The organism is Ruegeria lacuscaerulensis (assembly GCF_013031245.1).
Taxonomy (GTDB): domain Bacteria; phylum Pseudomonadota; class Alphaproteobacteria; order Rhodobacterales; family Rhodobacteraceae; genus Ruegeria; species Ruegeria lacuscaerulensis_C.
The window spans coordinates 1-20764 of sequence record NZ_WPZL01000024.1; the positions used below are offsets into that span (position 1 = coordinate 1).

22 protein-coding genes, 1 other RNA gene and 1 riboswitch are annotated in these 20764 nt (G+C 58.1%); of the genes, 11 read left to right on the forward strand and 12 right to left on the reverse strand.

From position 1 onward, the window contains the following. Positions 1-169: 169 nt before the first annotated feature. A complete protein-coding gene (gene pdxR, locus GOX66_RS19680; RefSeq protein ID WP_170764769.1) occupies positions 170-1630 on the reverse strand; it encodes a MocR-like pyridoxine biosynthesis transcription factor PdxR in 1461 nt (486 codons plus the stop codon). A gap of 136 nt (positions 1631-1766) precedes the next feature. On the opposite strand from pdxR, the gene GOX66_RS19685 reads away from it, so the two are divergent. Continuing rightward, positions 1767-2075, forward strand: a complete 309-nt coding sequence (locus GOX66_RS19685) for an ArsR/SmtB family transcription factor (RefSeq protein ID WP_170764771.1) — start codon at positions 1767-1769, stop codon at positions 2073-2075. Beyond that, entirely contained in the window at positions 2068-3099 is a 1032-nt protein-coding gene (locus GOX66_RS19690) for a permease (RefSeq protein WP_170764773.1), read from the forward strand. Before GOX66_RS19685 ends, GOX66_RS19690 begins: the two co-directional genes overlap by 8 nt. 41 nt (positions 3100-3140) lie before the next feature. On the opposite strand, the gene GOX66_RS19695 is transcribed toward GOX66_RS19690, so the two are convergent. After that, a complete protein-coding gene (locus tag GOX66_RS19695) occupies positions 3141-3530 on the reverse strand; it encodes a hypothetical protein (RefSeq protein WP_170764775.1) in 390 nt (129 codons plus the stop codon). 51 nt (positions 3531-3581) lie between these two features. Then, the gene (locus tag GOX66_RS19700; RefSeq protein ID WP_170764777.1) at positions 3582-4343 is read right to left on the reverse strand and encodes a DUF1013 domain-containing protein; all 762 of its coding nucleotides are present in this window, start codon (positions 4341-4343) and stop codon (positions 3582-3584) included. A 130-nt stretch (positions 4344-4473) separates the two neighbouring features. On the opposite strand from GOX66_RS19700, the gene GOX66_RS19705 reads away from it, so the two are divergent. Next, positions 4474-5115, forward strand: a complete 642-nt coding sequence (locus tag GOX66_RS19705; RefSeq protein ID WP_170764779.1) for a ribonuclease T2 family protein — start codon at positions 4474-4476, stop codon at positions 5113-5115. On the opposite strand, the gene GOX66_RS19710 is transcribed toward GOX66_RS19705, so the two are convergent. Further along, a complete protein-coding gene (locus GOX66_RS19710; protein WP_170764780.1) occupies positions 5112-5600 on the reverse strand; it encodes a hypothetical protein in 489 nt (162 codons plus the stop codon). The genes GOX66_RS19705 and GOX66_RS19710 overlap by 4 nt on opposite strands. A 200-nt stretch (positions 5601-5800) precedes the next feature. Between GOX66_RS19710 and GOX66_RS19715 the strand changes: the two genes are divergently transcribed. After that, the gene (locus tag GOX66_RS19715) at positions 5801-6394 is read left to right on the forward strand and encodes a hypothetical protein (protein WP_170764783.1); all 594 of its coding nucleotides are present in this window, start codon (positions 5801-5803) and stop codon (positions 6392-6394) included. Positions 6395-6479: 85 nt separating this feature from the next. Here the strand turns inward: GOX66_RS19715 and recR are convergent, their stop codons facing one another. From recR to GOX66_RS19730, 3 genes are all read right to left on the reverse strand, one after another. Continuing rightward, the gene (gene recR / locus GOX66_RS19720) at positions 6480-7073 is read right to left on the reverse strand and encodes a recombination mediator RecR (protein ID WP_170764785.1); all 594 of its coding nucleotides are present in this window, start codon (positions 7071-7073) and stop codon (positions 6480-6482) included. A gap of 64 nt (positions 7074-7137) precedes the next feature. Beyond that, on the reverse strand, positions 7138-7482 hold the full coding sequence (locus tag GOX66_RS19725) for a YbaB/EbfC family nucleoid-associated protein (RefSeq protein WP_170764787.1): 345 nt from the start codon (positions 7480-7482) through the stop codon (positions 7138-7140). A gap of 153 nt (positions 7483-7635) precedes the next feature. Beyond that, positions 7636-9387, reverse strand: a complete 1752-nt coding sequence (locus GOX66_RS19730) for a DNA polymerase III subunit gamma/tau (RefSeq protein WP_170764789.1) — start codon at positions 9385-9387, stop codon at positions 7636-7638. A gap of 158 nt (positions 9388-9545) precedes the next feature. On the opposite strand from GOX66_RS19730, the gene GOX66_RS19735 reads away from it, so the two are divergent. Next, on the forward strand, positions 9546-10037 hold the full coding sequence (locus GOX66_RS19735) for a phosphatase domain-containing putative toxin (protein ID WP_170764791.1): 492 nt from the start codon (positions 9546-9548) through the stop codon (positions 10035-10037). 12 nt (positions 10038-10049) lie between these two features. On the opposite strand, the gene GOX66_RS19740 is transcribed toward GOX66_RS19735, so the two are convergent. Continuing rightward, positions 10050-10583, reverse strand: coding sequence for a hypothetical protein (locus tag GOX66_RS19740; RefSeq protein WP_237212692.1), 534 nt, complete (start codon positions 10581-10583; stop codon positions 10050-10052). Next, positions 10541-10761, reverse strand: a riboswitch (cobalamin riboswitch). (Overlaps the previous gene by 43 nt.) Positions 10762-10903: 142 nt before the next feature. Here GOX66_RS19740 and GOX66_RS19745 point away from each other — a divergent pair. Further along, positions 10904-11761 carry an alpha/beta hydrolase family protein gene (locus GOX66_RS19745; RefSeq protein WP_170764792.1) on the forward strand — a complete coding sequence of 286 codons (858 nt, stop codon included), beginning with the start codon at positions 10904-10906 and terminating at the stop codon, positions 11759-11761. 24 nt (positions 11762-11785) lie between these two features. On the opposite strand, the gene rsgA is transcribed toward GOX66_RS19745, so the two are convergent. The 3 genes from rsgA to GOX66_RS19760 all read right to left on the reverse strand — a co-directional run bounded on the left by rsgA (position 11786) and on the right by GOX66_RS19760 (position 14958). Then, positions 11786-12814 carry a ribosome small subunit-dependent GTPase A gene (gene rsgA / locus GOX66_RS19750; protein WP_170764794.1) on the reverse strand — a complete coding sequence of 343 codons (1029 nt, stop codon included), beginning with the start codon at positions 12812-12814 and terminating at the stop codon, positions 11786-11788. A gap of 158 nt (positions 12815-12972) precedes the next feature. Then, an RNA gene (gene ffs / locus GOX66_RS19755) (signal recognition particle sRNA small type) lies at positions 12973-13071 on the reverse strand. A 39-nt stretch (positions 13072-13110) separates the two neighbouring features. Beyond that, positions 13111-14958 (reverse strand): bifunctional 2',3'-cyclic-nucleotide 2'-phosphodiesterase/3'-nucleotidase, encoded by a 1848-nt coding sequence (locus GOX66_RS19760; RefSeq protein WP_170764796.1) that lies wholly within the window; start codon positions 14956-14958, stop codon positions 13111-13113. A 205-nt stretch (positions 14959-15163) separates the two neighbouring features. Here GOX66_RS19760 and nudC point away from each other — a divergent pair, with 205 nt between their 5' ends. From nudC to GOX66_RS19775, 3 genes are read left to right on the forward strand one after another with little or no spacing between them, the layout of a single operon-like run. Continuing rightward, on the forward strand, positions 15164-16144 hold the full coding sequence (gene nudC, locus GOX66_RS19765; RefSeq protein ID WP_170764798.1) for an NAD(+) diphosphatase: 981 nt from the start codon (positions 15164-15166) through the stop codon (positions 16142-16144). A gap of 40 nt (positions 16145-16184) precedes the next feature. Next, entirely contained in the window at positions 16185-16652 is a 468-nt protein-coding gene (locus GOX66_RS19770) for an SRPBCC family protein (RefSeq protein WP_170764800.1), read from the forward strand. Positions 16653-16685: 33 nt separating this feature from the next. Next, positions 16686-17153, forward strand: coding sequence for a GNAT family N-acetyltransferase (locus tag GOX66_RS19775; protein ID WP_170764802.1), 468 nt, complete (start codon positions 16686-16688; stop codon positions 17151-17153). Between the two features lie 22 nt (positions 17154-17175). Here GOX66_RS19775 and GOX66_RS19780 read toward each other — a convergent pair whose 3' ends face one another. After that, positions 17176-18009 (reverse strand): prephenate dehydratase, encoded by an 834-nt coding sequence (locus GOX66_RS19780; RefSeq protein WP_170764804.1) that lies wholly within the window; start codon positions 18007-18009, stop codon positions 17176-17178. A gap of 119 nt (positions 18010-18128) precedes the next feature. Between GOX66_RS19780 and GOX66_RS19785 the strand changes: the two genes are divergently transcribed. Continuing rightward, positions 18129-18638, forward strand: coding sequence for a c-type cytochrome (locus GOX66_RS19785; protein WP_170764861.1), 510 nt, complete (start codon positions 18129-18131; stop codon positions 18636-18638). Positions 18639-18815: 177 nt separating this feature from the next. Continuing rightward, entirely contained in the window at positions 18816-20759 is a 1944-nt protein-coding gene (locus GOX66_RS19790; protein ID WP_237212693.1) for an extracellular solute-binding protein, read from the forward strand. Positions 20760-20764: the final 5 nt, after the last annotated feature.

Consider the following 20764-nt stretch of genomic DNA (forward strand, 5'->3'; position numbering starts at 1 on the left):
GCATCTGCAGAACCTTAACAAAAGCCTCTTCCGTCGTCATTCTCATCTGAGTGTTCTCCGCGCATAAGTGGATGGCCGGGCCTTTTGCCCTGCCGTTGCACATGGTTTTGGCGCAAGGGGCACTGCCACGTTAGGGCCAGAATGTTCGGCGGATTAAGTCCAGAGTGTACTAACTGGCGTGAATGGCGTCGGCGATCAGTTTCACGCCCGGCTCGATCCGGTCCGGCGTGATTGAAGAATAGCCAAGGCGGTAAAAATTTTGCGGCTGGTTCAGACCAGAAAAGAACGGAGCACCGGGTTCGATATGCACACTCTGGCTTTGCAATGCGTGCGCGAGCGTCGTTGTATTGACGTGATCGGGGGCGGACATCCAGATCGACGACCCACCCAGAACACCGCGCCCCGCGACGGTCAGCCCGTGCTGTTCCACGGCCTTGTCCAGCGCGTCGCGCCGTTGTGCCAGAGCCTTGGACATACGCCGGATTTGTGCATCGTAATGACCCAGCGACAGGAAGTACGCCGCCGTTCGTTGAATATGCCCCGGCGGATGCCGTAGAACCAATGAGCGCAGAGCCCGCGCCTCGCGAATAAACGGTTCCGATCCAACCATGTAGCCAAGACGCAGACCGGGGAACAGCGACTTGGAAAAGCTACCCACATAGATGACGCGGCCGTCCCGATCCATAGATTTGAGCGCCGGGGACGGTGCCCCCAAAAAGGCCATTTCGAATTCGTAGTCGTCCTCGACCACCATGGCGTCCAACTCTTTCGCGCGCTCCAGCAGGGTGCGGCGGCGACTGATGGGCATTGTCGCGGTCGTTGGGCTTTGGTGGCTTGGGGTTGTGAAGATTACATCGGTGTCTTCCGGCAAGGCATCGGGCGGCAAGCCGTCGCGGTCGACGTTCAGGGGGGTTACGTCACAATCCCAGTGATTCAAAAGACTGCGCAGAGCGTAATAGCATGGGTTTTCGATCACGGCGGTACGATTGTGGGTCAGCAATATGCGCGAGGCCAGCCACAACGCATTCTGCGCGCCCATCGTGATCAGGATTTCCTCGGGGCGCGCGGCGATTCCCCGTCGGGGAAGAGTGTGGCGGGCGATGAATTCGATCAGCAGCGGATCGTCCTGATCCACGTAATCTCCGGTCAGGGAATCAAAATCCTTGTGCCCAAGCGCGCGAACGGCGCACAGGCGCCAGTTGGCATGGTCGAACAGGGTGCGGTCGGCCTGACCATAGATGAACGGATACCGATAGTCGCGCCAATCGCTGGGTTTCGACAGCGTATCTCCGTCCGAAAACCGACGGGCCAGGGCTGCATCCCAATCTACAGTTTCGGTGCCCCGCTGAAGGGGAGTGTATTTCGGCGGAACCGGTGCGTTCTGCGAGACGTAGTACCCGGATCGGCCTTTTGCGGTCAGGTAGTCATTGGCCAGCAACTCGGTATAGGCCAGCGTGACTGTGATCCGGCTAACGCCCAGATGCGCGGCCAGTTTACGTGACGAAGGCAGCTTTTCCCCGACATGGAACCGGCCTGACAGTATGCCTTCGGCTATCATTTGCTGGATCTGCGCCTGCAGCGTGCCTTGCCCGTTCAGCTCAAGAAAGAAAGTGTCGACCGATATTCCCATAAGGCCTTATAGGGTGGACTTATGGGATGAGCAATCTGGACTTAAGGCTGGTTCGAAAATTCTGGAACAGAATCGGTTGACCCCGAACTTCAATTAACCTACATAACTAGAAATCTAGTTTAATGGAGTAAATAGGATGTGGGAAACCGCTGCAGCAGGATTTTCGGCGATGGGGTCTGAAGCCCGGCTGAAGGTTCTGAAAACTCTGGTACGTGCCGGTCAGGCAGGCCTGACTGTCGGCGAAATCCAGGAGCGGACGGGTATTGCCCCGTCAACATTGGCCCATCATCTGCGGTTTCTGGCTGCGGGTGGGGTGGTTGAGCAAGAGAAGATCGGGCGCAGCACGATCAATCGCGCCTGCTATGACGAGTTGAGAGCGCTGGCGCAGTTCATCCTCAGCGAATGTTGCGCAGACGAGGTTGGAAAGGCCGCTAACGATGGCTGAACTGGCTCAGAACCCAAAGGTTTCGGCAAAGGCCGCTCTTGATCTGGTCAAAACCACCTGGGCGCTGATCATTGCGATCCTTGCGGCAGTCGCCGTCCTGGACCCCGGCAACTGGGGCGAGGTTGTAACATTCGCGGGCAAGGCGCTGATCCATACCGGCCAGTATATTCTGTTTGCCGTTCTTCTGCTGTCCTACCTCAAGGCCACTGGGGCCGAGGTGATGGTGGCGCGCGCCTTCGAAGGGCGCGAGACCCGGATGATCCTGCTGGCGGCGCTGTTCGGGGGTCTGGCCCCGTTCTGTTCCTGCGAAGTCATTCCGTTCATCGCCGGATTGCTGGCATTGGGCGCGCCACTGTCGGCCGTGATGGCGTTCTGGCTCAGTTCACCGTTGATTGACCCGCCGACCCTGCTGATCACCGCAGGTGCGTTGGGGTGGCCATTTGCCGTTGGTAAAGCGGTTGCGGCGGTGGCGCTGGGTCTGTTCGGTGGCTTCGTCGTACGTGGCCTGATGCGCAGCGGTGCCTTTGCGCAGCCTCTTCGGGAATACAAACCGGTCGGATGCTGTGGCTGTGGTCCAAAGCAAGACGACAAGCCTGTCTGGCGGTTCTGGCAAGAGTCCGAGCGCCGCGCCCGCTTTCGGACAGAATTTGTCCATAACGGGCTGTTCCTGCTGAAATGGCTGGCACTGGCTTATGTGTTAGAGGCGCTGCTGGTCAGCTATGTTCCGGCCGATCTGATTGCCCGCGTAGTGGGTGGTGAAGGCATCGTTCCCATCGTGATCGCGGCGCTGGTCGGAATGCCTGCCTATCTGAACTCTTACGTCGCGCCGCCGCTGCTGGCCGGTTTGACGGAGCAGGGCATGGTCGCAGGGGCCGCGATGTCCTTCATGGTCGCAGGGGCGGTCAGTTCGATCCCGGCCATGGCGGCGGTCTGGTCGCTGGTCAAGCCGCGCGTCTTTGCGACCTATCTGGGGCTGGGGATCACTGGCGCCATCATCTCAGGTATTCTGTTCCAGATGATCTGAATGAAAAATCGCCCGGCGTAACCACCGGGCGATTTTGTTTATTAGCTTGCTTCGCAATAGCGAGGCAGCTTGAACCGATATCTTGCCTCGCCACTATCCACGTAGACGCGCTTTTCAACACAGGCGCTGGTACCGACGGTTTGAGAAATCGGCGCTTCGGTCGACGTGATTGACGTGGCCGAACCATCCGGTAACTTCACCGAGGCGATGACACCGTTCTTGAGGTCGCCGTTGATCGGTGTCGCCGACAGGACTGCAACGGTCATGAACGAGTCATGCTCGTGTTCACCACTGTCGTTGAGCAATAGCAATGCGGCGGCAACCACGACAACGCCGACGCCGCCCACAACCGGCAAACCCCAGGTTTTCAGAAATGCGTAGATTGATACGGCGCGGTGCGGGCCAAAGATTTTTGATAGAACGGTTAGCATAGGTTCACCATAAAAAAGCCCCGGCCTGTTCAGACCGGGGCCATCGGCGCTTTAGGGGCGCAGATCGTCTTCGTCTTCTTCCTCGGCCCCACCCTTGGGCAGGTTGAAGAAGCTGTCAGCGTCGATGATCGGCTCTTCTTCTTTCTCTTCCGCAGGATCGTCGGACAACGAGAAGGTCTCCAGACCTTCGATGGCGGTCGGAATTTTCGGCGCGGCGTCCATTTCCAGCGATTGCTCGGTCGAGACCAGCTTGCGGCGCTCGTCATCGCTCATGACGCCACCTTCGGCCGCTTTCTTGGCAGCGGCTTTCTGAACGATCATGTCCAGCTCCGACTGTTTGCACAGGCCCAGAGCAACCGGGTCGATGGGCTGCATGTTGGAGATGTTCCAGTGCGTCCGCTCGCGGATCGACTGGATGGTCGGCTTGGTGGTGCCCACCAGCTTGGCGATCTGACCGTCGCTGAGTTCCGGGTGGAACTTGACCAGCCACAGGATCGAGTTCGGACGGTCCTGGCGCTTGGACAGCGGAGTATAACGCGGGCCACGACGCTTTTCCTCGCCGGTGGCGGCGGGATTGAACTTGAGCTTCAGCTTGTGCAACGGGTTGTTCTGCGCTGCGTCGATCTCATCCTGGGTCAGCTGGTTGTTGGCAATCGGGTCAAACCCTTTCACACCAGCGGCCACGTCGCCATCTGCGATGCCCTGCACTTCAAGCTCGTGCATGCCCACGAAATCCGCGATCTGCTTGAAGCTGATCGTGGTGTTGTCCACCAGCCATACGGCTGTTGCCTTGGCCATAAGCGGTTTTGCCATCAGCCCGTCTCCTATAAATACATCTGTCCCGTCGCCGGAATTCGGCGGCCCCGTGGCGTTGGGGCAGGTTTCCGTTGTCGGGGAACTTGGGCTGTATATAGTCGCGCCAAGGCAAGAAGGGAAGAGGCGAATGCGCCAGGTGTTTTTGGGGCTTGTTTTGTGGGCGTTGAGCGCTTTGGCCACGCTGGCCGATGGTGAAAAGGCTGGGGAGTTCGACTACTATGTCCTGTCGCTCAGCTGGTCGCCCAACTGGTGCGCCCGCGAAGGCGATGCGCGTGGATCGGACCAATGCGACGCACGCCACGATCACGGTTGGATTCTGCACGGGCTATGGCCGCAATACCATCAGGGTTGGCCTGCGTTCTGCCGCACAGCCGAAGCGCCACCCACGCGCCGCATGACTAGCGAAATGAAGGATATTCAGGGCTCACCAGGTTTGGCATGGCATCAGTGGAAGAAACATGGCACCTGTTCGGGCCTGTCCGCGGCCGACTATTTCGCCCTGTCGCGGCAGGCCTATGAAAGCGTCGAGCGTCCGCAGGTGTTCCGCAAGCTGGACGCGTCGGTCAAATTGCCCGCCTCGGTGGTAGAAGAGGCCTTTCTGAAAGCCAATCCGAAGTTGGAAGGTGACATGATCACCGTCACCTGCAAACAAGGCTATATCGAAGAGGTTCGCCTATGCCTGTCCCGCGAATTCGACCCCGTGCCCTGCGGTCGTGACGTGATCAAGGATTGCACGGCCAAGGACGCTTTGTTCGATCCGATTCGTTAAAGTTCTCCGCTCTGGCATTCGCGGGCGTATTCCAACGCCTTGGCGGTGCCTTTCAGATCAATCGCCATCACTACTTCGCCTGCCGGATTGAAAACCGTCATGCTCTTGTTTTGAGCAATGGCGTTGACGAAGTTCCGGTCGGTGAAAAACACGGTCGCCCCCGGCACACGGCCCTGATTGAACCCGATGGCGGTGGCGTTAAAGCTCTTGCCGTCCAGCTCGAACCTGATCGGATAGCTCTCACCCTGTTTGATGTCGCCCCACGCCTTGTTGTAGACGGCGAAATACCCGCGATTGTTCAGCGCGTCATAGCCGATCCGCACCACCGAGAGGTCCTGATAGACCGTCTGGATCAGACACCCGTTGCCCAGCGCGGGGTCCATCATGATGTTCCAGCCCTCGATAAAGCCCTTGTCGATGAGTTCCTGAGATAGGGCAGCGGTTGCGGTGAAGGCGGCGAAGGTGAGGGCGAGAAGGCGGGGCACGTAATAATCCTTTTGAAATCAAGTTGTCACCAATTCTACCGGCAAACAAGTATGGTCGAATAGCAAAAAAATCCAACAAGTTGTGACTGCTTTGTAAATTGATTAACCACTTGCACCCGCGTCGTTATTTCGCCGCAATTTGAGCTTTCAGTAGCCGCATGGATCCGTTGCGACGCTTTTCCCGATATGTCTGGCTGATCATGAGCGACCTTCCAATGATAGGTTGGCGGCGATTGTTTCCGGCTTTAGTGCTTATCAGCGTCTGGACTGCTTTAACGTTCTTGCGTGTCCCGGAGGCCAAGTCGTTTGTTTGGGCTTGCGTATTGGCGCAAGTGGCTCTGATCTGGCGAATCCTGCCCACCACCGTGCGCAGACAGAGAGAGGTCACCAAAGACTTTAAGACCAATATGCGTGTGGTCCTGACAGTTTGGCTGAGTGTATTGGCCGTACAGATTTGTTTTTTGAATCCTTTGATCAGCCATCGCGTAGTCAGCATCTACTGCGGTCTTTACATCATCCTTATGGTTTGCGGTGCAACTGGCGATGCAATATTTCTTGATCGATTTGCCCCGGCGGCAAAAGACTCTAAAATTTCAATCGCATTTCGCAAAAATATCCTAAAATTGCAAGCGTTTGTCGCGTTTCTGGCTCTGGTCGTCAATGAAACGCTAGTAAAAATAGAAGCGCCGCTGGGGGCACGCATTGCTGCGTTTTCGTTGTTGCCGATCTTTCTCTACTATTTCTTTGCCATCGCATTGCGATTGACTTACCCGCCTCTGGAGGAAGAGGAGTAAGGCGGCACCCGCGCCAGGTTTCGTCAAATCGAACCCTAGTGAAGGGTTCCGGGCAGTGGGCTAGTCCCGCCGGTTTCGTAGTCGCCTACAGTTCCTTCCGCGCTTGCAGCGCCGCTGTAATCGTCCCGTCATCCAGATAATCCAGCTCTCCGCCAATCGGCACACCTTGCGCCAGTGAGGTCAGGCGGACCTGCCCCTCCAACTGATCGGCGATGTAGTGGGCGGTGGTCTGGCCGTCCACCGTGGCGTTCAGAGCGAGGATGACCTCAGTGATCCCCTCGGCCATCACTCGGTCTTTGAGACGGGGAATGCGCAAATCCTCCGGGCCGACCCCATCCAGCGCCGACAATGTGCCGCCCAGAACGTGATAGCGACCCTTGAAAACCCCGGCCCGTTCCATTGCCCAGAGGTCGGCTACGTCCTCGACCACGCACAGCTCTCCGCTGTCGCGGGCCTCGCTGTCGCAGATGTCACAGATATCGGTGGTGCCGACATTGCCGCAGTTCAGGCATTCGCGAGCAGTGACAGCCACTTGCTGCATGGCGTCCGAGAGGGGCGTCAACAGCAGCGCGCGTTTGCGGATCAGGTGCAACACGGCGCGGCGGGCCGAGCGGGGGCCGAGGCCCGGCAGCTTGGCCATCAGGTCGATCAGGTTGTCGATGTCGCTGTTCGAACTCACTGCTGCTGCTCCTGCAAATGGGCCGGGCAGGGATGCCCGGCCTTTGGGTCGTCAGGAGTGTCTATCAGAACGGCAGCTTGATGTCTTTCGGCAAACCCATGCTTTCGGTCAGCTTTGCCATCTCGGCCTGAGAGCGTTCAGCCGCTTTGGTCTGCGCGTCCTTGATGGCGGCCAGGATCAGGTCTTCGACCACTTCCTTGTCGTCGCCGTTGAAGATCGAGGGGTCGATGTCGAGGCCTTTCAACTCGCCCTTAGCGGTGGCGGTTGCCTTGACGAGGCCTGCACCGGATTCGCCGACAACCATGATATTGTTCAGCTCTTCCTGCATATCCGCCATTTTGGTCTGCAAATCCTGTGCGGATTTCATCATCTTGGCCATGTCGCCCAGACCGCCGAGTCCTTTGAGCATCGGTATTCTCCTTTAAACCGGTTTGCCGCCTAAATACGGGCCGCCTTCGGGCGGCACAAGGGGCGAGGGCCCAAGGCCGTTCCGAGTCGCCGACACCAGCCGATTGCCCGTGGCGGGCGCGGGAGTGTTCCGGAGCAATCGGAAGGGACAGCCTCAGTCTTCCTCGAACGGGTCCCATTCGTCTTCAACTTCGGGCAGGGCTTCGGTTTCGACCTTGGCGGCCCGTTGTTCCGGCGTTTCGATCCGTTTGATGCGCGCCTTGGGAAATTGCATCAGCACGGCCTGCACCAAAGGATGCTGCTCGGCCTGCGCTTTCAGCGCCAGCTCGGCAGCATCGCGGACTTCGGCGATTGTGGCAGTCTCGCCGTCTGCCACGATCGACACAGCCCATCTGTTTCCTGTCCATCGTTGCAGCGCGGAACCCAGTCGTTGGGCCAGGTCCGTCGGAGCGTGATCCGCAGGCGTGAACTCGATCCGTCCCGGTGAGTAAGAGACAAGCCGCACGCCGTTTTCAACTTCGACCAGCAGTTTCACATCCCGGTTCGTCCGGATCAGTTCGACCACATGTTCGAAAGTCGGATAGCGCGCCAGAGCGGTTTGGGTGTCTTGTGCCAGCGCCGCCGATGGCGCTCCGGCGGGGCCGCGCTGGGAGGGAACGTATGAAGATGGCGTGGCTTGTACAGGCGCGTGGGACGGCACGGGCATACCGCCGCCGAGGCCTCCATTCGGCGGGGGCGGTGGTGCGTCCTGCAGCCGCTTGATCAGTTCCTCCGGGCTGGGCAGATCCGCCACGTGAGTAAGGCGAATGACAGCCATTTCGGCTGCCATCATCGCGTTGGGTGCGGCGGAGACTTCCTCGAGCGCTTTTAGCAGCATCTGCCACATTCGGGTCAGAACACGCATCGGCAGGGCTTCGGCCATCTTCTGTCCGCGTGCGCGCTCGTCTGGCGAGACGGTCGGGTCTTCGGCCGCGTCAGGAGTGATTTTGACAACGGATACCCAGTGGGTAATTTCGGCCAGATCGCGCAGGACGGCCAGCGGGTCGGCCCCTTCGGCATATTGGGCACTCAGTTCGGTCAGGGCACCAGCCGCATCTCCGCGCAGGATCATGTCCATCAGGTCAATCACGCGCCCGCGATCTGCCAGGCCCAACATTGCGCGCACCTGATCGGCACTGGTTTCGCCTGCACCGTGCGAGATCGCTTGATCCAGCAGCGAAGTTGCATCCCGTGCCGAGCCTTCTGCTGCACGGGTGATCAATGCCAGTGCATCATCCGCAATCTGAGCGTTTTCCGCCGCAGCAATCTTGTTGAGCAGACCGATCATGTCTTCGGGTTCGATCCGGCGCAGGTCAAACCGCTGGCACCGCGAAAGCACTGTCACCGGGACCTTGCGGATTTCAGTTGTCGCAAAGATGAACTTCACATGTTCGGGCGGTTCTTCCAGCGTCTTGAGCAGCGCGTTGAAGGCGCTGGTCGAGAGCATGTGGACCTCGTCGATGATGTAGATCTTGTAACGCGCGCTGGCGGCGCGATAGCGGACGCTGTCAATGATCTCGCGAATGTCGTTCACGCCGGTGCGGCTGGCGGCGTCCATTTCCATCACGTCGACATGACGGCCTTCCATGATGGCCACGCAGTGCTCGCATTGGCCGCAAGGCTCGGTCGTTGGATTGCCTTCGCCATCCGGGCCGATGCAGTTCATGCCCTTAGCGATGATCCGCGCGGTTGTGGTCTTACCGGTACCGCGAATGCCTGTCATAATGAAGGCCTGTGCGATCCGGTCAGCCTCGAACGCGTTTTTCAACGTCCGTACCATGGCATCCTGACCGACCAAATCGGCAAAGGTTTCAGGGCGGTATTTACGGGCAAGAACCTGATAGGCGGGGCTGGGCGTGTCGTTCATGTCTGCTCTGTTGGATTCGGTTCAGGGATGCAGCGTAGAGACCCCCGTCGCCCGCGTCCACAGCAGGGTTGGGTGAAATTCGGATTGCAATGCAGTTTGCGCGACGTAGAACTGTTGAATGTCAGAGTAACGGCCCGGTTCTGAGGAGTTAGAGCCTCGTGGCACAGATTGAAATCCATAGCCTGCAGGTTGGAAATGGCACTGTTGCGTTGTCCCCGCTGCCAGGACGAGGAGGCGGGTATCTGCAGGATTTGCGCGCTATCCGGGACTGGGGCCCGGATTTGGTGATCTCAATGACGACAGAGGTCGAAATGTTGCAGGAGGGGGCTGACGAATTTGGCAACGATCTTCTCGATTTGGGCATTCATTGGGTTCATTTGCCGATCGAGGATTTCGGAGCACCGCCGCCCCGGATCAAAGAGTTGTGGGGCGATGCCAGTGTTTCGGTAGAACAAATCCTGTTGCGTGGCGGTCGGGTGCTGGTGCATTGCCGCGGCGGCTGTGGCCGGTCCGGAATGATCGTTTTACGCATCATGGTCGAAGGGGGTGAGTCCCCCGAAATAGCGTTAAAACGCCTACGCACCGTCCGACCCTGTGCTGTTGAGACAGATGGTCAGATGGCCTGGGCTGCGCAGGCGGCCCGGCCTTGATCAAGGGCGGCTTCAGAGCGCCATGTGTTCAGTGGTTCCGGTGACCGGCTGCGGTGCCAGAGCTGACACCTCAAGCATGGCGCAGGGCGGGTTGGCCAACAAGTCGGCGGGCATCGCGGAAAATGTGGTGCCGAACATCATATCCGCGTAACCGTCCAGCGTGTCGATTGAAGCTTCGACGTCGGTTCCACAGAAGACCCTGATCCGGTCCGTTTGCGCCTGGAACCGGGCGGTGCAGCCCTCAGGGCAATGGGTCAGCTCGCTACTGCCTTCGATTTCAAAATCGGGCGTCGTCGCCGGTACGGCGGTCTCCATCGCCTGCGCGATTGCACTGGCCATGCGGGCCAGGGCCGGGCAGGTTTTGCCGGTTTTCTGGCACACAGTTGCGGTGAATTCGTGTGTCTTTGTCTTCCAGATCATATTGCGCCCTCCGCGCGTGGGAGGGGTGATGTGGATCAGGTGTGTCAGAGTGCTGACGTCCTGCCCGGACACCCCGCCCGAGTTTCGGTTTTGCTTCGATGGCAGGTCTCCTGACTTGCGGGTCATCGCTTTGCCGACCTTCCCAGCCTTTCGGCCAGTGGTGTTTTGGCATCGCTCACCGCTTACAGTTGCGGGGGCAGTCGCGGCCTTGGTCCGTTCCGGCATCGCCGGGCTGAACCGCACCGTGTTCCCTTTTCATCCCGCCCCGTGACCGGGGACGAGAACCATCACGTCATCGCTAGCGGGTGTGGGTGGTTCGAGTCAAGCAGCCAGTTGCCAGCGTGAAGTGGACGTTCGGTCACGTCGGAGCGGTATTGACTCGTTCGGTCAAAAAATGCGGGTTTAGGGTGGTGAACCGAATAGTTCAGAAGCGGGAAGAAGTCGCCATGTTGGACAATGCACAGGCCGTACTGACCGAGGATTTCCGATTCCCTTCAGGTTCCGCCAGCCTGTCGGCGCGGTTGTATTTGCCCGTGTCCGAGCCTCAGGTGGCCGTCGTGATCCACAGCGCAACCGGCGTCCCACGCGACTACTATCAGCATTTCGCGCAATGGCTGGCCGCCGAGCACGGTATGGCCTGCATGACGTATGACTACAGTGATTTCGGCCATTCCCTGACCCGGCCTCTGAAGGATTCGTCAGCAAAAATGTCTGATTGGGCACTGGTCGACATGCCGGCAGCCCGGTCCGAAATGCGGCGGAGGTTTCCAGACGCGCAGCATTGGAGCATCGGTCACTCCATCGGTGGCATGCTGGGGCCGGTGCAGCCTGACATAGACCGGATCGACCGGATGATTTGTGTCTGCTCTGGGCTCGTTACCCTGACGGATCATCCCTGGCCATATCGGGCGCTGGCGGGGTTGTTCTGGTTCGGCCATGCGCCTTTGGTCGTGAAAGCTCTGGGATATCTGCCGGGCAAAGCGCTGGGGTTCGGAGCGGATCTGCCGCCGCAGGTTTATTGGCAATGGCGCAGATGGTGCACCGCCAAGCGCAATTATGTGCCTCAGATTGGTGACGCTCTGCCCGCCGCGCGATGGGCGGACTCAAACAAGCCCGTGGACCTGTTCACTTTTGAAGACGACCAGATGGTGCCGCCAGAGGCTGTCTGGCGGCTTGCTGAATTGTATGGGCCAAAGGCACGCCGAAATCTGCTGTCACCGAAAGAGTTCGGGCTATCGGAGATCGGCCATATAGGCGCCTTTGCCCGACGCAATGCAGCGGTCTGGCCCCGGTTGATCGCCTGACGTTCTGGCGCTGGAAACCAGCGCCTACAGCCTTTTGCGCGACTTCTTTTCCTGCATCACAGACCGCACCATTTTGCCGAAGGCTTTGTCGCGCGCGCGCGATTGCGCCACGGATTCAGAGTTTCTCTGATCTTCGCGCCGCAGTTTCCGCCACCGCTCCAACCGTTCCGCGTCAAGTGTACCCTTTGCAATCGCATTCTGCACGGCGCAACCGGGTTCAACCTGATGCTGACAATCGGAAAACCGGCAAGTCCCGGCCAACTCCAGAAGGTCCGAAAACACCTCGTCCACGCCGTCCTGTGCATCCAGCAATCGTAAGGCGCGCATACCTGGCGTGTCGACCAGCCACCCCCCGTTTCGCATCTGATGAAGTGCCCGGGCTGTCGTGGTGTGGCGTCCCCGGGCATCATCCTCACGAATACCTGCTGTCGCCTCCTCCTGACCGGTCATGGCATTCGCCAACGTCGTCTTCCCGACACCGGATGATCCGACTAACGCGCCGGTCTGCCCTGCAGGGCACCAGGAGAGGACCTGCTGAACGTCCGCGTGATCCAATGCGTTGATCGTCAACACGGTCAAAAACGAGGCCAGTGATTCCGCGGGTTTGGCGTAATCATTCGGATCGGTGCAGGTATCGGCCTTGGTCAGCACGATAACCGGATAACACCCGGCCTGATGTGCCAAGGCCAGATAGCGTTCCAGCCTGGCCAGGTTGAAATCGGCGTTGCAGGAACTGACGATGAACAGCACATCGACGTTTGCTGCTATTAACTGAACTTCGGCGCTTGTGCCCGCAGCCCGGCGTTTCAGAAGGCTTCGGCGCTCCAGCAGGTGTTGCACCCGATTTTGGTCATCTGCCAAAACCCAGTCTCCAACCGCGAATTCGCCAGTTGGCCGGTCAAGCGTCAGAAGGGGCGTTTCGCCATGTGTATCCGCCCCGATCAGGCGGTCACGGTGAACGGCGGTGATGCGAAAGGGAACGCACGAAGAATTGGCCGCATGTTGCGCGGCAAAGTGAGAGGACCATCCCAGGTCCGATAGTGTAAAGGACATTGTTCTGCCTGTGTTCAGGTACAGCTAACCAACCGGATGGCAGGCGCGCATCCGTCGGCGATGTGTTCAGGCAGTTGCGGGAGCGGGACTCAGAAACGCCTTGCCTGAAGGGTCATTGCTACAATCATAAAAGCCCTCCTGCGGCTGATGGTCTGAGTAAGTGAGAGGTTGGACATCGACCCAAGCGGGGCTCGTTGTGGCTGCTTCCTTCCGGACCTGACCAGGTTGGCGAGGCGCTCGCCCGCGCCAACCTCTCAGGGGTCGATATAGGCAAGAGGCGCAGAAAAGACAACCCGTCAGAACGTCAAACGGATCTGTAGGAACCCATCTTCATCCTCGCCAACTATATATGGGTCATATACGTTGAGTTCGGCCAGATGTTGTCGGGCTTTGGGTCCGGTTTTCAGGATTGCCGAGGCTCCCGGCACCGATGCGAGCCTAAAGGGGCGCGGTGCATTTTCCAGTGGATCACGTGGCAGGATACCTGAAAGGTAATCCTGCAAAACGCGCTGCATAGGCAAGGCTGGAAGCGCGATGGGCTTGGCATGACCGACAAATGGGAAATGACCCCCGCCACTGGCGCGGTAGTTGTTCAGCGCGACGACGAAATGCTGGTTGGCGGTGACCGGGGCATCATTGAACCGAATATCCTGAACCCGATAGTGCGCCGGGTTAACCAGGCGACCGTTGGTCTCAAATCGCGGTGGCTGAGAGAGGTCGATCCGATAGGTGAGCCCATGCAAAACGTCGAAATTGTGACCCGCCCGGTTGGGATCGACCAGATCGGAACTGGTACCCGGAGCGATCTGGTTGAAAATTCCGGCCGACATCTCCAGCCAATCGCGAATCTGTTCACCCGACACCACGACTGCCTGCAATTCATTGGGAAAAACATACAGATCGGTGACGTGGCGCAGACATATCTTTCCAGCCGGAACATCCGTGAAAAACCGCGGACCGGCGCGCCCTCCGAATTTGCAGGGCGATGTCGCGGACAGTACAGGCAATTCCGCAATAGGCGATCCCTGCAGATACGGACGCAATACCGCCGCCTGTGCCGCTGCGACCAGAGCGAGCCCCCGGTCCCGGGCGCAAAAGCTGAAGTAGCTGTGCAAATGTTGATCAATATGCCCGACCGGTTCTGCCGTGCGCCTGCGGGTTTCAGTATGGCCACTGGTGAATAATATCACCAAATCAGGGTCTTCTACGACCGGTTCAGGCGGCCCGTTCGGGTTCGCGTGGCAAACCGGTCTCAGTTCGGCGCTGTGGGTTTGCACGGACCAGTTGCCCCGCTTTGTGGTGCGCAGCGTCAGATCAATCACGCCCAAATGCGACCCCGCCGAGCCCGGCATGACCACCGGTTTCCCATGTACGCGGCCCTTAATGGCGTCGACATGTTCGAGACCAGCATGGGATTTTCCCGGAAACGTCAGGTGTGAATGCCCGGCGATCAGAGCGTCAATGCCATCAATGGCAGCCAGTGGGATAATTGCATTCTCGAGATCGGATTGCGCTTCAGTTGCACCCAGCCCGGTATGCGCTAGAGCCAGGATCAGATCGCAGCCGTGTGCCTGCAAATCCTGAACCTTTTCATGGGCGCACTCCAGGATATCCTCCATTACGACCGCTTCTTGCAGCCGGTGTGCCTCCCATTTGGCGGTCTGCGGCGGTAATACCGAAAAGACGCCGATCTTCAGGGGAATTTGCTGACCGTTTTTGTGAAACGTTCGATGCAAGACCGAAAGGTTTTGCCAGACCTGAGTGGCGTCTTGCCGGTATGCGTTGCTGCAAATCACCGGACATGGGGCGTCGGCCAGAACCCGATCCAGCACGCCCAGACCAAAGCCAAAATCGTGATTGCCCAGACCGATGGCATCATACCTGAGTTCGGCGAAGGCCTGCATCAGGATATGGGGCGCATTGGCTCTTTCCACAGCCCAGTCGCCCATCGGTGTCCCCTGCAATGAATCACCATTGTCGAACAGCAGAACTAATGCACCACTTGCCTCAGCTTGTTGCCGGGCCAAGCGGATCAGGCTGGCAGTTCGGGTGAAACCGATCGAAGGATCCGGAGTATCGGTGTAGAAGTCGAACCCATTCAGATTCATGTGCAGATCGGATGTCGCCAGAATCCGTATGTTCATTGAGGGGCGCGACGGAGAAGAGGAACGGGTCAAATTTCTACTTTTGGCAGTTATGTATTAATCATTTTCAGCAAAAAGTATAGTAAATGCAACTTGCAAGGCGGGTATGCGACCTTTCGGCGGTGTCTGCGCCCAGGGGGTGAATTGCGATTGCAACGCTGGTACAGCCATGGCAGCCCTGTACAGACGACCCATAGGATTTCCAATGAAACACGCAGAACTTGTGACATTTGGTGGCTCGGGGCTGGATCGCGCGGCGCATATTCGGGGCGATGCCGAGAAGATCGCGCAGGCGCGGGCGCATCCGCAGGCAAAATGCCTGCTGCTCTGGCGCGGAAAGCCATTGGTTCAGGGAGATGCGCTGGACCGGCTGGGCCTGATTCCGATGTCACATGAATTGGTTGAGAACGGGCCGGGTGGAATCGTTGAAGCACCTGTCTTTCTGGGCCTTTCGGACAGCGTACCGGTCTTTGCCACCGACATCTCGAACTGGTCGGCCGAGGGGCTGGACGTTTCGGGCATAGGTGCCTTTGTGGACCGCACGGAACAGCAACACCCGGATCTTCCCCAGGGCCATGTGTTCGCTGAACTGCGCAGGATCATGACCCGCCTGTCGGCCCGCGAAGCCGAACTGGCGGCAGCGGCCAAGGCGGTGATCGGCTGGCACGAAACCCACCGTTTTTGTGCACGTTGCGGGACGGCCAGCGATTTGTCCCAGGCCGGGTGGCAGCGTAGCTGTCCGTCCTGCGGGGGGCAGCATTTTCCACGCACGGACCCGGTGGTCATCATGCTGATTACACATGGGAATTCGGTTCTGATGGGGCGGTCTCCGGGCTGGCCTGAAGGAATGTATTCCCTGCTCGCCGGCTTTGTCGAACCCGGCGAAACGCTTGAGGCGGCGGTCCGGCGAGAGGTTATGGAAGAGGCGGGTGTACCCGTTGGTGCTGTCAGTTACCTGTCCAGCCAGCCCTGGCCCTTTCCGGCCTCGCTGATGTTTGGGTGTGCCGGCGAAGCATTATCGCGTGAGATCACAATTGATCCGGTTGAAATTGAAGACGCGATGTGGGTCAGTAAGTCTGAGATGATGCAGGCCTTTGCCGGAGAGCACCCGAACCTGCTGCCTGCCCGCAAGGGCGCGATTGCGCATTTCCTTCTGCAAAACTGGCTTGCGGATACGCTGGACTGACAAAATACTGGGCCAACAGGTAAGAGAACCACGAACCATTATGCAGTTTTCAGCGCGCGAAGATATCGAAGCCCCCATCAACGCCGTGTTCGAGATGGTAGCCGACTTTGAACGGTTCGAACGGATGGCAATGCGGCGCGGGATTGAGGTGCGGCGTATGTCGGGCCATATGGGGGTAGTACCTGGAACGCAGTGGGAAACCGAGTTCAAACTGCGTGGAAAGCCGCGTCAGGTGGCAATACAGATGGCCGAGTGCGAGCCGCCGTCACATATGCGCTTTGAGGCGGCAAGCAAGGGCATGAACGGAATGACGACCGTTGAATTTCTGGCCTTGTCCCAGCGCCGGACACGCCTGAGCGTGGAAATGTCCCTTGCGGCCAAATCCCTGCCGGCACGGCTATTGCTGCAATCTCTCAGGCTGGGACAGTCCCGGTTTCGGCGGCAATTTCAGCTGCGCCTCAGCGAGTTTGCGCGCGAAATGGAAGAGCGCCATCTGCATGGTACGTGAACGGATAAGACAATTTTCGGTGTCGGAGGCGGGATGGAAAGTTTGAATTTTCGAAAAGTCAGTCTGGATGACGCCGAAGGCATTTCAGATGTATTGCAGGAAATCGCCGCCGCCGGGAAGCGCACAAGGCCCAGCGATGTGGGCTTTTCCAGAATACATTACATTGCCCATCCGGATAGCATTCAGTGCACTGTGGCCGTTCAGGACACTCGGGTGCTGGGGTTTCAGTCGCTGAAACTGGCAGTTGAAGACAATCCTTACGAAGTAAAGGTTGGCTGGGGCATCATCGGAACGCATATACGCCCCTCGTCGGCGCGACTTGGAATTGGGCGCGCCCTGTTTCAGGAGACGCTGTCTGCCGCACGCGCGTCCGGGATCCCGGCCATCGACGCAACGATATCCGCCAAAAACGCCGAAGGCCTCGCTTATTATGACGCAATGGGGTTCGTTGATTACAAGCAGCACACAGATGCCGTGTCCAAAATCTACAGGTTGCGGTAGTCTGACCGAGCCTTGGCGCTGTCTAACCGCGAGGTCGAGCCGCCGGGTAGACGCCAAGAACCTCGACATTGGTGGTGAAGTGTTCCAGTTCGTCCATCGCCAGTTGCACATTCCGGTCGTCCGGGTGGCCGACGATATCGGCGTAAAACTGGGTCGCGGTGAATGAACCGTCGACCATATAGCTTTCCAGCTTGGTCATGTTGATGCCGTTGGTGGCAAAGCCACCCATCGCCTTGTACAGCGCTGCCGGAATGTTGCGCACCTGAAACACGAAGCTTGTGATCATACCGTGTTCGCCGCGCCGTGTCATATCCGCCTGACGCGACATCACCAGAAACCGCGTCGTATTGTTGTCGCGGTCCTCGATGTGGCGGGCCAGCACGTTCAGACCATAAATTTCACCGGCCAGTTCGCTTGCCAGCGCCGCCGAGTGCAACTCGCCCTGTTCCGAGACCTCACGCGCGGCGCGGGCATTGTCGGGGCTGACCCGGCCACGAATGCCGTGTTCTTTCAGAAAGCCCGCGCATTGGGGCAGCAGGACCAGATGGGAATGCGCCTCGGTGATATCCGCAAGAGTCGCGCCGGGAACCGCCAGAAGGTTTATATGAACGCGCACGAAGGCTTCATCGATGATGTGCAATCCGCTATGGGGCAGCAGCCGGTGAATATCGGCCACCCGGCCATAGGTCGTGTTTTCGACCGGCAGCATCGCCAGATCCGCGTCGCCTGCACGGACCGATTCGATCACATCTTCGAAAGTCCGGCAGGACAGGGCCTCCATATCGGGGCGGGCATTGCGACAGGCCTCGTGGCTATAAGCACCGGGTTCCCCCTGAAATGCGATACGGTTGGTCATTTGGTCGATTCCGTGCAACAAGTTCTTGAATTGGGCGTTTAGTCGCGGTGTCTATACCTTGCCTCTTGTCAGGGGAAGCCTTAGACACCCCGCAGACAGCTGAAATGGACTCGCGATCAATGTTCGACACGATGACAGTTACCAAGGCCGCCGCAGGCCTGTTTGGCACCTTCCTGGTGCTGCTTCTGGCCAAATGGGGTGCCGAGGTTCTTTACCATGCGGATGGGCATGGTGAGACAGCCTCGTATATAATCGAAACCGAAAGCTCTGGCGAAAGCGCTGACGGTGAAGAAGTGGTCTTCGAAGAAATGCTGGCCGCTGCCGACCCGGAAAAAGGGGCCCGTGTTTTCCGTAAATGCACCGCCTGCCACAAACTGGAAGACGGCGCGAATGGAACCGGCCCGTACCTGTATGGCATTGTGGACCGTCCTGTTGCATCGGCCAAAGGCTTCACCGGCTATTCAGCCTCGATGCAGGCGCATGGCGGCAACTGGACACCCGAAGCTCTGGATGCGTTCATCACCAAGCCCAGCTCTTATATCTCGGGTACATCCATGAGCTTTGCCGGCCTGAAAAAGCCTCAGGACCGTGCCGATCTGATTGCCTATCTTCAGACCATCGGCAACTGATCCATCGATCAGTCCTGGTGAATTTCAAAGCCGCTGCCCTGTGCAGCGGCTTTATTTTTTTACCTAAGAAAAACTTCACAAAGCGTTCACGCATTCTAAACTTGAAACTGTCAGTGCTGGACCTTTAGCTAGGTTTAGGCGCATTAAGACGTTCCAATGGCTGTAGAAGAGGCGGGCATGACAAATAACTGCACGAAATCGACGCTGACGACCATGAAGCGGAGGACAGCACTACAACTGTTGGGCGGAAGCGCCGTGGCCGCTATGACGCCTGGCCTGACTGGCGCTATGGCCGCTGGCACCGCTGGTAGCGAAATCATCAAAGCGCATGGGTATTCCTTCTTTGGAGACCTCAAATACCCGCCTGACTTTGCACATTTCGATTATGTCAATCCGAACGCGCCTGTTGGCGGTGAAATCTCCGTATCTTCGCGGGGTACATTCGACGGAATGAACCGGTTTAATTGGCAGGGCAAAGCGGGCCTTTATTCCGGGTTGATCGCCGAAAGTATGTTCGGTGACAGCCCGTTTGGATCTGCTTCGCCCGCGGACTCCATCACCGAAGCCTATGGTTTGCTGGCGGAATCCGTCGAATACCCCAGCACCAAGGAATGGTGTATTTTCTACATGCGGCCAGAGGCACGGTTCGCCGATGGCACGCCGCTGACGGCGCATGATGCGGCGTTTACGCATGACCTTTTCCTTGAACAGGGTATCCGCAGCTATGCGCGGGCGGTCAAACAGCGCATCAAAGGGTACGAGATCATCGATGACCACACGATCAAGTACAACTTCGTAGACGGTATCTCGCGCCGGTCACTTATCTCACAAGTTGGTGGAACGCCCGTTTTCTCGAAAGCTTGGTACGAAAAAACAGGTGAGAGGCTGGATAAACAAAGCCTGGTGACACCCATGGGAAGCGGGCCTTATGTGCTCGATGACTACGAATTTAACCGCTACATCGTTTACCGGCGCAACCCTGACTATTGGGGCTGGCACTTGCCGATCAACGTAGGCCGCCACAACTTTGAAACTGTTCGGGTCGAGTATTTTGCGGACGATGCAGCCGAGTTCGAAGCTTTCAAAGCGGGTTTGTATACCTTCCGCGCTGAGGGGAGCACCAAGAAATGGGCCACTGGTTATGACTTCCCCGCGGTCCAAAATGGATACGTAAAACGCGAAAGCATTCCAGTAATGTCGCCTCCATCGCCGTCGGGCTTCATTTTCAACATGCAGCGCGCGCCGTTTGACAATATCAAGGTCCGCGAGGCGCTTGGGCTGGCATTCAATTTCGAATGGACGTCGGAATCGTTGCAGTTCGGGTTGACCGAACAGCGTCATTCCTTTGCCGAAAACTCTGAGGTCGCGGCCGATGGTTTGCCCGACGAGCTGGAAATCACGTTCCTGAAGTCATTGGGTGATATTGTACCCGAAGAGCTTTTCACGCAGGACGCGGTGCGTGCTCACTCGTCGAATGTAGGCCGTACGGTTGACCGTCGCAACAAGCGAACAGCGCTGAAACTGTTCGAAGAAGCCGGGTGGATGGTGTCCAGCAACGGCAAGCTGCAAGACGTGGAAGGCAAGCCGCTTGAGATCACAATCATGCTGAACGCTGCGTCGTCGGATACGGCCGAAGCCATTGTGACCACCTATGCCGCAAATCTGGAGAGCTTTGGCATCGCAGTTACAGTCGAAAAAACCGACAGCGCGCAATGGATTCAGCGGTATTACGATAAAGATTTTGATATGATCTTTTTCCGCAACCAGCCTTTCCTGGAAGCGGGTACAGGCCTCAAACAGGCGTATGGTTCAGAGACCGCAGTCGTGTCTTCTTACAACCCGCAATCCCTGCAGGAACCGCTCGTGGACGCGATTATTGATGCGGCCTTGGATACGAAATCGCGCGAAGAAGAGATTGCAGCACTCAAGTCTCTGGATCGCGTTCTGCGATATCTTCGCATTCAGGTCCCAACCGGGTATGTCGCGGACACATGGGTTGCGTATTACGATATGTTCGAACATCCTGAAGAATTGCCGCCGCTGGCCGTCGGGCAGTTTGACTTCTGGTGGTTTAATGAAGAGAAGTACCAGAAACTGAAAGCTGCGGGCGCGGTGAGGTAACCGAT

Excerpts from the sequence above, each read along its gene's own strand:
- pdxR (WP_170764769.1), bottom strand. The coding sequence starts at position 1,630 with ATGGGAATATCGGTCGACACTTTCTTTCTTGAGCTGAACGGGCAAGGC.
- GOX66_RS19685 (WP_170764771.1), top strand. The coding sequence starts at position 1,767 with ATGTGGGAAACCGCTGCAGCAGGATTTTCGGCGATGGGGTCTGAAGCC.
- GOX66_RS19690 (WP_170764773.1), top strand. The coding sequence starts at position 2,068 with ATGGCTGAACTGGCTCAGAACCCAAAGGTTTCGGCAAAGGCCGCTCTT.
- GOX66_RS19695 (WP_170764775.1), bottom strand. The coding sequence starts at position 3,530 with ATGCTAACCGTTCTATCAAAAATCTTTGGCCCGCACCGCGCCGTATCA.
- GOX66_RS19700 (WP_170764777.1), bottom strand. The coding sequence starts at position 4,343 with ATGGCAAAACCGCTTATGGCCAAGGCAACAGCCGTATGGCTGGTGGAC.
- GOX66_RS19705 (WP_170764779.1), top strand. The coding sequence starts at position 4,474 with ATGCGCCAGGTGTTTTTGGGGCTTGTTTTGTGGGCGTTGAGCGCTTTG.
- GOX66_RS19715 (WP_170764783.1), top strand. The coding sequence starts at position 5,801 with ATGAGCGACCTTCCAATGATAGGTTGGCGGCGATTGTTTCCGGCTTTA.
- GOX66_RS19725 (WP_170764787.1), bottom strand. The coding sequence starts at position 7,482 with ATGCTCAAAGGACTCGGCGGTCTGGGCGACATGGCCAAGATGATGAAA.
- GOX66_RS19730 (WP_170764789.1), bottom strand. The coding sequence starts at position 9,387 with ATGAACGACACGCCCAGCCCCGCCTATCAGGTTCTTGCCCGTAAATAC.
- GOX66_RS19740 (WP_237212692.1), bottom strand. The coding sequence starts at position 10,583 with ATGACCCGCAAGTCAGGAGACCTGCCATCGAAGCAAAACCGAAACTCG.
- GOX66_RS19745 (WP_170764792.1), top strand. The coding sequence starts at position 10,904 with ATGTTGGACAATGCACAGGCCGTACTGACCGAGGATTTCCGATTCCCT.
- rsgA (WP_170764794.1), bottom strand. The coding sequence starts at position 12,814 with ATGTCCTTTACACTATCGGACCTGGGATGGTCCTCTCACTTTGCCGCG.
- GOX66_RS19760 (WP_170764796.1), bottom strand. The coding sequence starts at position 14,958 with ATGAACATACGGATTCTGGCGACATCCGATCTGCACATGAATCTGAAT.
- nudC (WP_170764798.1), top strand. The coding sequence starts at position 15,164 with ATGAAACACGCAGAACTTGTGACATTTGGTGGCTCGGGGCTGGATCGC.
- GOX66_RS19770 (WP_170764800.1), top strand. The coding sequence starts at position 16,185 with ATGCAGTTTTCAGCGCGCGAAGATATCGAAGCCCCCATCAACGCCGTG.
- GOX66_RS19775 (WP_170764802.1), top strand. The coding sequence starts at position 16,686 with ATGGAAAGTTTGAATTTTCGAAAAGTCAGTCTGGATGACGCCGAAGGC.
- GOX66_RS19780 (WP_170764804.1), bottom strand. The coding sequence starts at position 18,009 with ATGACCAACCGTATCGCATTTCAGGGGGAACCCGGTGCTTATAGCCAC.
- GOX66_RS19785 (WP_170764861.1), top strand. The coding sequence starts at position 18,129 with ATGTTCGACACGATGACAGTTACCAAGGCCGCCGCAGGCCTGTTTGGC.
- GOX66_RS19790 (WP_237212693.1), top strand. The coding sequence starts at position 18,816 with ATGACAAATAACTGCACGAAATCGACGCTGACGACCATGAAGCGGAGG.